Source organism: Pseudarthrobacter sp. IC2-21, from assembly GCF_034048115.1.
GTDB lineage: Bacteria > Actinomycetota > Actinomycetes > Actinomycetales > Micrococcaceae > Arthrobacter > Arthrobacter naphthalenicus.
On sequence record NZ_CP139145.1, the window covers coordinates 1391557 to 1404701 of the forward strand.

The following is a 13145-nucleotide window of genomic DNA, read 5'->3' on the forward strand; positions in this document are numbered from 1 at the left end:
TTGTCAAGTGCATTCGCAAATAACCATTCGTCCAGCCGTTGAGGCAGACTTTTCCGCCATCGCCCGGATAACCGTGGATTCGTACCTGGCAGCGGGTCATTTCGACAACGCGGACCACCCGTACATGCAGCAGATCCAGGACGTGGCAGCGCGGGCAGCGAAGGCCACCATTTGGGTGGCCGAGCGGGACCGGCAGGTAGTGGGATCCGTGACACTGGCGCTGGCCGGGGAACCGTACGCCGACATTGCACTCGGGGACGAGCTGGAGTTCCGGATGCTCGTGGTGGACCCTGCCGTGCAGCGCAGCGGCGCGGGGCAGGCGATGGTGGAGGCCATCGTGGAGCACGCCCGAGGCCTGGACGGTATCAGCGGGGTCGCCCTGACCACCGGCAGGACGTGGGAGAGCGCACACGGGCTGTACAGGAAGACGGGCTTCCGGCGGGTGCCGGAGCGGGACTGGTTGATTCCGGGCACCGACATAAAGCTGTTGGTTTATCGGCTCGACCTTTAGCCGACCTACAGTGGTGCCGACTCATTTTTCGGCACCGAAAGGCCCACCATGCGCAAAACATTCGGCACTGGCTCCGTCTGGGAACAGACCCTCGGCTACTCCCGGGCCGTCCAGGTGGACAATACCCTTTACATCTCGGCCACAGCAGCCAGCGGTGACGACGGGGTTGTCGGCGAGGACTTTTATACCCAGACCCGGTTCATTCTCCAGAAGCTCGGCACGGTCCTGAAGGATGCGGGCTTCAGCTTCGATGACGTGGTGCAGTCCAAGCTCTACCTGACGGATATCAGCAAATGGGAAGAGGCCGGCCGTGCCCACGGCGAAGTGTTCGGCGGGATCCGCCCAACCCTGTCCCTGGTGCATGTCCTGCCGTTCCTGGATCCGAAGATGCTGGTCGAGATCGAACTTGTCGCCCAGAAGAGCGCCGAGTAAAGCGGTTATCCACATAGAAGTACAGCCTTCGCGCTGTTGACGGGCTGCTCCGGCGCTAATTCCTGCGCGTGATTTGGCTCGTTGGCAGGCTGAGGCGTGTCTCCGAACACCCCGATTGGGAACCACCCCGCTGGCGGACCTCATTAACGCCAGCGACAGTCGGCAGGATGACACGTTGGTGCCCAGCTAACTGGCCGCTGCCCTCCTGCCCTGACTGGCTACTGCGCAGGCAGCCCGTAACGGTGCTCGGGCCGGCCGGTGGTCCCGTAGCGGAGCTGGATATCTACGGCGCCGTCGTCTGCCAGCGAGGACAGGTATCGCTGGGCGGTGGCCCGGGAGACGCCAACCCGAGTGGCCACCTCGGCCGCCGAGTACTGCTCCCCGGCAGCTAAAGATTCCAGGACCGCCGCCTCGGTGGCGGACCGCGGCTTGGCAGACGGTGTCACGTCGCCCGGAATCAGCGCCCTCTTGGCCCGCTCCACAGCGCCCTGGTCCACAGACCCGGGCGCTCCGAGCAGTCTGCGGTACCGGGCGTAGGAACGCAGCTGCTGCGAGAGCGATTCGGACGTAAAGGGCTTCAGCAAGTACCCTAGGGCGCCGCGGCGAAAAGCCCGGCGAATTGATGCAGCGTCCGAGGCGGCACTGAGAATGATCGTGTCCACATCCAGCTGCTGCAGCAGGTCCAGGCCCGATGCGTCCGGCAGGTAGACGTCCAACAGCACCAGGTCGGGCCGGAGGCTATGGATCGCCTGGAGCGCCAGCGACGCAGTTCCTACCGGCGCCAGGGCCATAAACCCCGCCACAGAGTCGACGTAGGCGGCGTGGAGCTTGGCCACGTGGAAGTCGTCGTCCACGATCAGCACCCTGAAATCCTCAGGCATGGTCATCCTTTTCTGAAGCGTAGATATGGTCCGCAGTCCCGGAACCGGCAGTCCCGGAGCCCGCAGTCCCGGAAAGAGTTCCGTCATTGGCCCCGTTAGTTGGTCTGTCAGCGATGTCCGGTTTAGCTCCGGCGGTTGTGCCTGGCAGGGAGGCCATGAACACAGCTCCGGGGCCACCCGGCATGCCGGTTTCCAGGATTCGGATGTCCCCGCCACGGCGCCTGGCGAGCTTCCGCGCCAAGGCCAAGCCAAGGCCTTGACCTCCACCACGGCGGCCGCCTCCGTCCAGACCAACTTTGTCCAGACCAACTTTGTCCAAACCCCCACCGCCCGGCCGGATCGCCCGCATCGCCGTCGTATAGCCTTCCGCGAAGACGATCTCGCCGTCCGTCCCGGATGCCAGCCCGTCGCCGGAGTCGGCGACAACGATGAGGAGGGTGCCGCCGTCGTCGTGCGGTTCGTCCAGCACCTCCACCTCCACCCACCGGTCAGTGGCGGAACCGGCGACGGCGGCCTCAACCGCATTGTCGATCAGGTTGCCCAGCACGGTGGTCACGTCCTGCGGCTCGGTGACCTGACCCCGGACGAGGGTTTCGGGTCCGATCCGCAGTGTCACTCCGCGTTCGTCCGCTTCCACGCCCTTGGCCCCCACAAACGCCTGAAGGTAGGGGTCCTGGAGCAGTTCGGCCTGGTCCACCGGGAACTTCAACGGCCCGGTGGCGGCGAGTCCGGCCAGGTACTCGCGGGCCTGCTGGTGCTGCCCGATGCTCATCAGGCCGGCGATGGTATGCAGCTGGTTGGCGAACTCGTGGCGCTGGGCGCGCAGGGCCGTGGACATGGTGCCCACGGCGTCGAGCTGCCGGGTGAGCTGCTGCAGTTCCGTACGGTCCCGGAGCATCACCACCCAGCCCAGGTCCTCCTTGCGGTGCAGCGCCTTGCGGGCACTCGCCACCAGGACACGTCCACCGGCCACGAGCTCGATGGCCTCGGCCTCGCCGGCATCTGCCCTGGTGAGGGCTTTGAGCTGGGCCGGCACGGGTGCATCGGCCCACGGAGTCCCCGCCAGGTCCGGCAGGTCCAGGAGGCGCTGTGCGGCTGCGTTGAACACGCTGATCCTGCCGTCGGCGGCCACGCCGATGACGCCGTCGTCCACCCCCTGCAGGACAGCCACCTGGTCGTGGACCAGGGTGCTGATTTCCTCTGGTTCCAGGCCCATGGTGAGGCGCCGCAGCCGGTGCCGCAGCAGGAACGAGGCGAGCACGCCCGCCAGCAGCGCGCCGGCAGCGGTCAAGGCGACAGGTCCGATGTCCCGTTCCAGGCTCTGCCCGACGGTTTCCATGGAGTAGCCCACGCTGACCTCGCCCACCACGGTGCCGGTGCCGGGTGCATAGACGGGTACCTTCGCACCTGCCGACGGGCCCAGGGTACCGGTGTTGCGGGTGGTGATTTCCTGGCCGCCCAGTGCCTCGGTGGGGTCCGTGCTGACCTTTTCACCCAGCCGCGCCGGATCGGGATGGGCCAGGCGCAGGCCGGTTTCGTCAGTGATGACCACAAACAGCGCGCCGGTCCGGATCCGCGTCGCCTCGGCGGCAGCCATCAGCGGCCCGGCGCGGAGATCGGCCGGCGGGGGAGTGCCCTCGCGCTCGCTGATGGCCAGCACATTGGCCTGCACGGAGGGGTCGGCGGCCACCGCCCGGGCCAGGGTCAGGGCCTGGTTTTCGGCTTCGCGACCCACCCTGTCGTAGGTCAGCCAGGCGTGGACGGCCGTGCTCAGGAGTACCACCAGCAGGACCACGCCGAGCTGCAGGAACAGCGTCTGGGTGGAAAACCGGATCGGCGGCGTGCGCCAGGGACGCGGCATGGTCCTCCTTTCGTGCGTGAGCAGAATGCGCAAAATGCTTGGAATAAGCAGTATGCCAATCAATTGAGCCAAAGCCACAGCCGTGACGGCCGCCACCCTACAGTCTGTAGCACGCGTCACACCGCTGTGCCGCTGTTCACAATGAAGGAGCCGGCCGTGCTGGTATTACTTGGATTCGCAATGATCGCGGTATTCATGGTGCTGATCATGACGAAGAAGCTGACGCCAGTGCTGGCGCTCATCATCGTCCCCACCGTTTTTGGCCTGTTCGCAGGCGCCGGGCTCGGCCTTGGCGACATGGTCATGGACTCAATGAAGTCCATGACCTCAACTGCCGCCCTGCTGATGTTCGCCATTATCTACTTCGGCCTGATGATCGATGTGGGGCTCTTTGACCCGCTGGTCCGCTTCATCCTGCGCAAGCTTGGCAACGACCCCGCCAAGGTCGTCCTGGGCACCGCATTGCTGGCCGCGGCAGTCTCCCTGGACGGCGACGGGTCCACCACGTTCATCCTCACCACCGCCGCCATGTTGCCGATCTACCTCCGGCTGAAGATGAGCCCCGTGGTCCTCACCGTCGTGGCCGGCCTGGCCAACGGCACCATGAACATCGTGCCGTGGGGCGGCCCCACCGCCCGCGCCGCCAGCGCCCTGAAGATCGACGTCAATGACGTCTTCGTCCCCATGATCCCGTCGCTCATCGCCGGCCTCGCCGTGGTACTGGTGTTCGCCTGGGTTCTTGGACTGCAGGAGCGCAACCGCCTCCGCGCCACCGCGCCGGAAATCTGGGGAGTGCCGTCCTCGGCGGAACCCTTTACCGCTGAAGAGTTCGACGGCGGCACATCTGCAGGCGGCAGCGGCAGCTTCCGGAATGGTTCTGTCCGGAATGGTTCCGGCAACGGTGGCTCCGGCAACGGTGGCTCCGGCCGCGGTCCCGCGCCTGTTCCCGCAACGGGAGGCCCCGCCGTCGGCGGTGCAGCGCACACCGGTGGTGTGGCCCTGCTGGAACGCACCGAACTCACGGCGGACAGCGACACCGGCATGGCCGGCACGGCCCTGGACCCCAACCGCACCACCCTTCGCCCCAAGCTGTTCTGGTTCAACCTGGCCCTGACGGTGGCTGTGATGGTGGTCCTCGTGGCCAACATCATCCCGCTGCCCTACGTCTTTATGGTGGGCTCGGCCATCGCCTTGCTGGTGAACTTCCCGCACGTCAAGGACCAGGCTGCACAGGTCGTGGCGCACGCTCCCTCCATCGTTGCCGTAGTCAGCATGGTCATGGCTGCCGCAGTCCTGACCGGCGTCCTGAAGGGCACGGGCATGGTTGAGGCCATGTCCGCCTGGCTGGTGCAGATCATCCCGTCCAGCATGGGCCCGCTCATGGCCGTCATCACCGGCCTCCTCAGCATCCCCATGACGTTCTTCATGAGCAATGACGCGTTCTACTTCGGCGTGCTTCCGGTCCTCAGCGAGACGGCTGCGCACTACGGCATCAGCGGCGCCGAGATGGCCCGCGCCTCCATCACCGGGCAGCCGTTCCACATGCAGAGCCCGCTGGTTCCGGCCATCCTGCTCCTGGTCTCGCTTGCCAAAGTTGACCTGGGCGACCACCACAAAAAGGTGCTTTGGCGCGCCGCCGTGGTTTGCCTGGTCATGTTGGCAATGGCAATGCTGACCGGGGCTATCGGTATCGGTTAGTCTTATGCTGCCTGTGGCCGGTCCCCGTGACCGGGACCACGGCACCGAGGTGCCCGTCTGACGCCCGCTGGGGGTCGTCAGACGGGCACTGACGTTTCCCCACTAGACTGGATCGGAAAACAATTCGAACTTGCAGGGGAGATCCATGGCTGCGATCAACCGTGACGACGTTGCGCACCTCGCGCAACTCGCTCACATCGAGATGAGTGCTGAAGAGCTGGACAGGATGGCCGGCGAACTCGCCGTCATCGTTGATTCAGTGAAGTCCGTGAGCGAAGCCGCCGGTGATGACGTCCCGGCAACCTCCCACCCGATCCCGCTGACCAACGTCTTCCGCGAGGACGTTGTGGGCCATACACTCACGGCGGAGCAGGCACTCTCGGGAGCCCCGGACTCGGACGAGAACCGTTTCAAGGTCCCGGCAATCCTGGATGAGGCATAGAACATGACTGACAACAACCAACTTATCCGCCTCTCCGCCGCCCAGTTGGCGGAGAAGCTCCGCGCCGGCGAGGTCACTTCTGTGGAGGTCACGCAGGCATTCCTTGACCGGATTGCAGCTGTCGACGGCGGCGAACGGGGCGTGAACGCGTTCCTCCACGTCAACACCGAAGAGGCGCTCGCCGTCGCCGCCGAAGTGGATGCCATCCGCGCTGCCGGCGGCGCCGCAGCCGGGGAACTCCACGAACTCGCAGGCGTGCCGATCGCCGTCAAGGACCTCATCGTCACCATCGGCCAGCCCACCACGGCCGGCTCCAAGATCCTTGAGGGCTGGTACAGCCCGTACGACGCCACCGTGGTCAAGCGGCTCCGCGCCGCCAAAATGCCCATCCTGGGCAAGACCAACCTTGACGAGTTCGCCATGGGGTCCTCCACGGAGCACTCCGCCTACGGCCCCACCCGCAACCCTTGGGACCTGGACCGGATCCCGGGCGGTTCCGGCGGCGGTTCGGCAGCCGCCGTCGCCGCTTTCGAAGCACCGCTGGCCCTCGGCACGGACACCGGCGGTTCCATCCGCCAGCCCGGCGCCGTGACGGGCACCGTAGGCGTCAAGCCCACTTACGGCAGCGTCTCCCGCTACGGCGCCATTGCGATGGCCTCCTCCCTGGACCAGATCGGTCCGGTCTCCCGCACCGTGCTGGACTCCGCGCTCCTGCACCAGGTCATCGGCGGGCACGACCCGTTCGATTCCACCTCCCTGCCCGATCCCTTGGATGACCTCGTGGCAGCTGCCCGCGTGGGCAACGTGGACGGCCTGCGGATCGGCATCATCAAGGAGCTCCACGGAGAGGGCTTCCAGCCCGGCGTGGAGAACCGTTTCAACGATTCCCTGGAACTGCTCAAGGAAGCGGGAGCGGAAATCGTTGAGGTCTCCTGCCCCAACTTCCAGTACGCCCTCGGCGCCTACTACCTGATCATGCCGTCGGAGGCTTCCTCCAACCTCGCAAAGTTCGACGGCGTCCGTTACGGCCTGCGCGTTCTCCCCGAGGACGGCCCCATGACCATCGAACGAGTGATGGGAGCCACCCGCGCCGCCGGCTTTGGCGACGAGGTCAAGCGCCGCATCATCCTGGGCACCTACGCCCTGAGCGCCGGTTACTACGACGCGTACTACGGCTCGGCCCAGAAGGTCCGCACGCTGGTGCAGCGGGACTTTGACGCCGCGTTCGCCCAGGCGGATGTCCTGATTTCGCCCACCGCCCCCACCACGGCGTTCAAGCTCGGCGAGAAGCTCAACGATCCGCTGGCGATGTACCTCAACGACGTCGCCACCATCCCCGCCAACCTCGCCGGCGTACCGGGGCTGACCCTGCCCGGCGGCCTGGCTGATGAGGACGGACTGCCCGTCGGCATCCAGCTCCTGGCCCCGGCCCGCCAGGACGCCCGCCTCTACCGGGTGGGTGCCGTGCTCGAATCGCTGCTGGAAGCGAAGTGGGGCGGCCCGCTGCTGGCGCAGGCTCCCGAGCTGGCCCCTTCCATCGAAACCCAGGAGGCAAAATAATGAGCACTGACGCAACCCTGAGCTTCGAAGAGGCCATGGAGAAGTACGATCCCGTGCTGGGGTTCGAGGTTCACGTGGAGCTGAACACCAAGACCAAGATGTTCTCATCCGCTCCGAACGACTTCGGAGACGAGCCGAACACCAACGTCAACGAAGTGGACCTGGGCATGCCCGGCGTCCTGCCGGTGGTGAACAAGACCGCGATCGAGTCCTCCATCAAGATCGGCCTGGCCCTCAACTGCAAGATCGCTGAGTCCTGCACCTTCGCCCGGAAGCAGTACTTCTACCCGGACACCCCGAAAAACTTCCAGACGTCCCAGTACGAAGACCCCATCGCGTACGACGGCTACCTGGACATTGAGCTTTCGGACGGCACCATCTTCCGCGTGGACATCGAGCGGGCCCACATGGAAGAGGATGCCGGCAAGCTCACGCACATGGGTGGTTCGGCCGGCCGCATCCAGGGTGCCGACTTCTCGCTGGTGGACTACAACCGCTCGGGTGTGCCGCTGGTGGAGATCGTCACCAAGCCGATCGAAGGCGCCGGCAGCCGGGCCCCGGAACTGGCCAAGGCGTACGTCGCCGCGGTCCGCGAGATCGTCAAGAACCTTGGCGTGTCCGACGCGAAGATGGAACGCGGCAACGTGCGCTGCGACGCCAACGTCTCGCTCCGCCCGCACGGCCGCGAACGCTTCGGCATCCGCTCCGAGACGAAGAACGTCAACTCGCTGCGCGCCGTCGAACACGCCGTCCGCTACGAGATCCAGCGGCACGCCGCCGTCCTGGACTCCGGCGAGCCGGTCATCCAGGAGACGCGCCACTGGCATGAGGACACGCGTACGACGACGTCGGGCCGGGCCAAGTCCGACGCTGACGACTACCGCTACTTCCCGGAGCCGGACCTGGTTCCGATCGTCGCATCCCGTGAGTGGGTGGAGGAACTCCGGGCCACCCTGCCCGAGCCGCCCGCCGCGCGCCGCAAGCGCCTGCAGGCTGACTGGGGCTACTCGGACCTCGAATTCCGCGACGTTGTCAACGCCGGCGTCATGGACGAGATCGAGGAAACCATTGCCGCAGGTGCCTCGGCAACTGTTGCCCGCAAGTGGTGGATGGGCGAGATCGTGGGCCGGGCCAAGAACGCAGACGTCGATCCCGGCCAGCTGGGTGTCCAGCCGGCCACCATCGTGGAGCTGAACAAGCTGGTGGAAGACGGCAAGATCAACAACAAGATGGCCACCGAGGTCCTGGACGGCGTCCTCGCCGGCGAAGGCACCCCGGCGGAAATCGTCGAAAAGCGCGGCCTGGCCGTGGTTTCCGACGACGGCCCCCTGCTGGAAGCCATCGACGCCGCCCTGGCGGCGCAGCCGGACGTCGCGGACAAGATCCGCGGCGGCAAGCTCCAGGCCATCGGTGCGATCGTCGGCGGCGTCATGAAGGCCACCCGCGGCCAGGCCGATGCCGCCCGTGTCCGGGAGCTGATCCTGGAAAAACTGGGCGTGGAGGGCTAAGCACCCGCGATTAACCCAACTGGGTAGCGCCAAGTGTCGTTTTGAACCCTCATAACGGCACTTAGCGCTACCCAGTTGGGCGTTAAGTACTCACTTCCCGGAGGTTGCCCACTACTCGTGCGCAGCGGTGCCTGCCCGTCTTACACTGAAGGCCCAGGGCGCCGCTGCCCTGCGGTGCTGCGGAGGTGCGTCATGTCAGTCCGGGAGCCCATGCGGCTGCGTAAGGCAATGTTGGCCGGCATGGTCGCTTTGGCGTTGACCGGTGCGGGCACGGCGATTGCCTGGTCCGCCGGTGACTCGCCAAGCCCGTCACCAACACCGACACCGTCGGCCTCCGGATCCGCGCCGGGAAAGGCGCCCGGATCCGCGCCGGGAGCGGCACCGGGACAGCCCGGTAAAGCCCACAAGTCCCAGCGCCCCCAGCAGCTGCACGGCGAAAGCGTGGTGAAGAAAGCTGACGGGACCTTTGAAACGCAGCTGACCCAACGGGGCACCGTGGACTCCGTCAGCTCCACATCGGTGACGGTCAAGAGCGAAGACGGTTTCACTCAGAACTACGCGGTCAACGCAGAAACACAAATCACCACGTTCCCTTCGCCTGCCGCCGACGGATCGCCGGCCAAGGGCGCGGACGGCAAAAAGCTCCAGCCCACAGCCGGGACTATCGCGGATATCGCCGCCGGTGACGCCGTGCGGATCTCGGGCGTGAAGAACGGGGACCGGGCCACGGCAGCGGGGATCGTCAAGGGTGCGCCGGCCGGTGCGGACAAAGGGCTTGGTTTGGGCAAAGGCCATGGCAAGGGCCACGCCAACGGCCGCAAAGCAACCACCAGTAAAAGCTGATCCCCGGCCCAAGTAGGTAGCGCTATGTGTCGTTTTGCGCCCTCAAAACGACACATAGCGCTACCTACTTGGGGGCAGGAACGCGCGCCGTCAGTCCTGCTCCACCAGCCCGGTCATGATCGCCTGCAGGGCCTCGCACACCATCACCACCGACCGGCGCTTCAGGTTCTCCGGCCGCGCCAGGATGTCGATCCGCCGCCGCGTGCTGATCCCCTCCAGCGGCCGCAGCACAATACCCGGATTGAGCACCGGCCGGGCCGTGTGCCGCGGCAGCAGGCCCACCACGCCGCCCGCGGCCACCAGCGCCGCCACCGTGGAGTAGTCGTTGATCCGGTGGACGATGTTCAGTTCCCTGCTGGAGACGGCCGCGACGGCGGACAGGACATCCGCGGGGGAGTACCCGGTGTGGCTGGTCACCCATGGTTCGCCCACGACGTCGGCCGCTGTGACCGTCTGCTGCCCGGCGAGGCGGTGGTCCGCCGGGAGGGCGACATCCAGCGGTTCGTGCGCCAGCGGAATGACGGCCACCCGCTCCCGGGGCCAGCGCGGACTGTGGTCCATCCGGTGCGCCAGCACCAGGTCATAACGTGCGGTCAGCCCGGGGAAGTCCTGCTGCGCCACGTCCTCGTCGGAAAGCTGGACCAGGGGCTTGCCGGGGGCGTCCAGCAGCCGCGCCAGCGGGGCAAACAAGGCCTGGCCCGCGCTGTGGAAGCCGCTGAGTGTCACCGGCGCCACCGGCGAGCCGTGATAGGCGCCGATCGCGGTGCGGGCATCAGCCATGGCGCTGACGACGGCGGCGCCCGCGTCCGCGAGCACCTGACCGGCCTCGGTGAGCACCAGGTTCCGGCCCTCTTTCCGCGTGAGCGGCACCTCCACACCGCGCTGGAGCAGGGACAGCTGCTGGGAGACGGCGGAAGGTGTCACCATAAGGGTTTCCGCCACGGCCTTCACGCTGCCCAGGGCGCCGAGTTCACGAAGGATCTCCAGCTGGTGTATTTCCATTCCGCCAGTCTAAGCGTTAGTGAATCCTTCATCGTCGATTGAGAAAATACTGCTTGTGCTAATGCTTTGGAGTGGCTCTAATGAAGGGAGGATTTCCGCCGCGCAGAAGCGGGGCGCCCGCCAACAGTCAGGAAGCCCATGAAGGCCCTCTTCAAGTCCGGCGCCCACGCAGGGTTCGAGCTGGTCGACCGCCCGGAGCCCGCGGCCGGTCCCGATGACGTCAAGATCCGGGTCATGACCACCGGCATCTGCGGCACGGACCTGCACATCCAGTCCTGGGATTCCTGGGCGCAGGGGATGATCAACGCGCCGCTGATCGCCGGCCACGAGTTCTACGGCGAAGTGGTGGAGACGGGCGGGGACGTCCGGGACGTCAAGGTGGGTGACCGGGTGTCCGGCGAGGGCCATGTGGTGTGCGGCATCTGCCGCAACTGCCGGGCGGGCCGCCGGCAGATGTGCATCCACACGGTCAGCGTGGGCGTGCAGCGGGACGGCGCCTTCGCCGAATACGTGGTCATCCCCGAGACCAACGTCTGGGTCCACCATGATCCCTCCGTCACCCCGGAACTGGGTGCGATCTTTGATCCGTTCGGCAACGCCGTGCACACCGCCCTCAGCTTCCCGTTGGTGGGAGAAGACGTGCTCATCACGGGGGCGGGCCCCATCGGGCTCATGGCCATCGCCGTTGCCCGCCACGCCGGAGCGCGCAAGATCGCCATCACCGACGTCTCGCAGCCCCGGCTGGACCTGGCCCGGCAGCTCGGCGTGGACCTCGCCATCGACGTCTCCACCACCCGCGTGCGCGACGCCCAGCGTGAGCTGGGCATGCGTGAAGGGTTCGACATCGGCATGGAAATGTCCGGCCACCCCACGGCGCTGCCTGAGATGATCGACAACATGAACCACGGCGGCCGTATTGCCATGCTGGGGCTGCCCAGCCAGGACATCACCATCGACTGGGGCAAGGTGGTCACGCACATGCTGACCCTCAAGGGCATCTATGGCCGGGAAATGTACGAGACCTGGTACGCCATGAGCGCGATGCTGTCCTCCAATCCGGTTCTGCACGCTGCCATCTCGGCAGTCGTCACGGACCGGCTTCCGGCCCGTGACTGGGAAAAAGGCTTTGAGATTGCCCGCGCCGGCGTCGGCGGAAAAGTTGTCCTCGACTGGACAGAACTCTAAGGAGCATCATGTACACCGCCATCAAAGACCAGCTCCAGGCCGAACTGGACGAGATCCGGACCGCCGGGCTCTTCAAGACCGAACGCAGCATCAATTCTCCGCAGTCCAGCCACGTGACCGCCGGGCAGATTGGCCAGCCCGGCACCGCCGTCCTGAACTTCTGTGCCAACAACTACCTGGGCCTGGCCGATCACCCGGACATCATTGCCGCGGCAAAGGAGGCCATGGACACCCGCGGCTTCGGCATGGCCAGCGTGCGCTTCATCTGCGGCACCCAGGACCTGCACCTGGAACTGGAGGCCAGGGTCTCCGCATTCCTGGGCACCGAGGACACCATCCTGTTCTCCAGCTGCTTTGATGCCAACGGCGGCGTCTTCGAATCCCTCTTCGGACCGGAAGACGCCGTCATCTCCGACGCCCTGAACCACGCCTCGATCATCGACGGCATCCGGCTCTGCAAGGCCCAGCGGTTCCGCTACGCCAATCAGGACATGGCGGACCTCGAGGCCAGGCTCATTGAGGCCACCACGCAGGAGACGCCCGCCCGCCGCAAGATCATCGTCACCGACGGCGTGTTCTCCATGGACGGCTACCTCGCGCCCCTCGAAGCCATCTGCGACCTCGCCGACAAGTACGACGCCCTGGTGATGGTGGACGATTCCCACGCCGTCGGTTTCATGGGTGCCACCGGCGCCGGAACCCCGGAGCACGCGGGCGTGTCGCACCGGGTGGACATCTACACCGGAACGTTCGGCAAGGCGCTCGGTGGCGCGTCCGGCGGCTACGTGTCCGGACGAAGCGAAGTGGTGGCCATGCTGCGCCAGAAGGCCCGGCCGTACCTGTTCTCCAACTCGCTCGCCCCCGCCATCGTTGCCGCCACCATCAAAGCGCTGGACCTGGTGGAAAGCTCGGGTGAACTGCGGACCCGGCTGTTCGGGAATGCGGCCCTGTTCCGGCGCCGGATGACCGAAGAGGGCTTCGATCTCCTGGCCGGCGAACACGCCATTGTCCCGGTCATGTTCGGCGATGCCGTGATGGCAGCCAAGGTGGCGGACCAGATGCTCCAACACGGCGTTTTCGTTACGGCGTTCAGCTTCCCGGTGGTTCCCCGTGGTGCCGCCCGCATCCGCGTCCAGCTCTCGGCTTCGCATTCAGCGGACGACGTCGAAGCGTGCGTGGGTGCCTTCGTCGCCAGCCGTGCGGCTGTCGTGGGATAAACCGT

The 13145-nt window shown here is 66.3% G+C and carries 12 protein-coding genes; 9 read left to right on the forward strand and 3 right to left on the reverse strand.

Features of this window, described 5'->3' with window-relative positions; genetic code table 11:
- The first annotated feature begins 7 nt into the window (after nt 1-7).
- Both SBP01_RS06335 and SBP01_RS06340 read left to right on the forward strand, forming a co-directional pair.
- Entirely contained in the window at nt 8-511 is a 504-nt protein-coding gene (locus tag SBP01_RS06335) for a GNAT family N-acetyltransferase (RefSeq protein WP_320537877.1), read from the forward strand.
- Between the two features lie 48 nt (nt 512-559).
- A complete protein-coding gene (locus SBP01_RS06340; protein WP_320537878.1) occupies nt 560-943 on the forward strand; it encodes a RidA family protein in 384 nt (127 codons plus the stop codon).
- A 218-nt stretch (nt 944-1161) separates the two neighbouring features.
- Here the strand turns inward: SBP01_RS06340 and SBP01_RS06345 are convergent, their stop codons facing one another.
- Nucleotides 1162-1824 carry a response regulator gene (locus tag SBP01_RS06345; RefSeq protein ID WP_275212566.1) on the reverse strand — a complete coding sequence of 221 codons (663 nt, stop codon included), beginning with the start codon at nt 1822-1824 and terminating at the stop codon, nt 1162-1164.
- A complete protein-coding gene (locus SBP01_RS06350; RefSeq protein ID WP_320537879.1) occupies nt 1817-3685 on the reverse strand; it encodes an ATP-binding protein in 1869 nt (622 codons plus the stop codon). Before SBP01_RS06350 ends, SBP01_RS06345 begins: the two co-directional genes overlap by 8 nt.
- A 156-nt stretch (nt 3686-3841) precedes the next feature.
- Here SBP01_RS06350 and SBP01_RS06355 point away from each other — a divergent pair, with 156 nt between their 5' ends.
- The 5 genes from SBP01_RS06355 to SBP01_RS06375 all read left to right on the forward strand — a co-directional run bounded on the left by SBP01_RS06355 (nt 3842) and on the right by SBP01_RS06375 (nt 9736).
- The gene (locus SBP01_RS06355) at nt 3842-5383 is read left to right on the forward strand and encodes a CitMHS family transporter (RefSeq protein WP_320537880.1); all 1542 of its coding nucleotides are present in this window, start codon (nt 3842-3844) and stop codon (nt 5381-5383) included.
- Nucleotides 5384-5528: 145 nt separating this feature from the next.
- Complete coding sequence (gatC, locus tag SBP01_RS06360; RefSeq protein ID WP_255769685.1) at nt 5529-5825, forward strand: Asp-tRNA(Asn)/Glu-tRNA(Gln) amidotransferase subunit GatC; 297 nt, start codon at nt 5529-5531, stop codon at nt 5823-5825.
- Nucleotides 5826-5828: 3 nt separating this feature from the next.
- Entirely contained in the window at nt 5829-7385 is a 1557-nt protein-coding gene (gatA, locus tag SBP01_RS06365; protein WP_320537881.1) for an Asp-tRNA(Asn)/Glu-tRNA(Gln) amidotransferase subunit GatA, read from the forward strand.
- Nucleotides 7385-8893 (forward strand): Asp-tRNA(Asn)/Glu-tRNA(Gln) amidotransferase subunit GatB, encoded by a 1509-nt coding sequence (gatB, locus tag SBP01_RS06370; protein WP_320537882.1) that lies wholly within the window; start codon nt 7385-7387, stop codon nt 8891-8893. The genes gatA and gatB overlap by 1 nt, the downstream gene beginning before the upstream one ends.
- A gap of 192 nt (nt 8894-9085) precedes the next feature.
- Nucleotides 9086-9736, forward strand: a complete 651-nt coding sequence (locus tag SBP01_RS06375) for a hypothetical protein (RefSeq protein ID WP_320537883.1) — start codon at nt 9086-9088, stop codon at nt 9734-9736.
- A 90-nt stretch (nt 9737-9826) separates the two neighbouring features.
- Here SBP01_RS06375 and SBP01_RS06380 read toward each other — a convergent pair whose 3' ends face one another.
- A complete protein-coding gene (locus SBP01_RS06380) occupies nt 9827-10738 on the reverse strand; it encodes a LysR family transcriptional regulator (protein ID WP_275212559.1) in 912 nt (303 codons plus the stop codon).
- A 138-nt stretch (nt 10739-10876) separates the two neighbouring features.
- On the opposite strand from SBP01_RS06380, the gene tdh reads away from it, so the two are divergent.
- Together tdh and SBP01_RS06390 are read left to right on the forward strand one after the other, a co-directional pair.
- Nucleotides 10877-11923: an L-threonine 3-dehydrogenase gene (tdh, locus tag SBP01_RS06385; protein WP_275212558.1), complete on the forward strand. Its 1047-nt coding sequence runs from the start codon at nt 10877-10879 to the stop codon at nt 11921-11923.
- Nucleotides 11924-11931: 8 nt separating this feature from the next.
- Nucleotides 11932-13140, forward strand: coding sequence for a glycine C-acetyltransferase (locus SBP01_RS06390; RefSeq protein WP_275212557.1), 1209 nt, complete (start codon nt 11932-11934; stop codon nt 13138-13140).
- Nucleotides 13141-13145 lie beyond the last annotated feature (5 nt).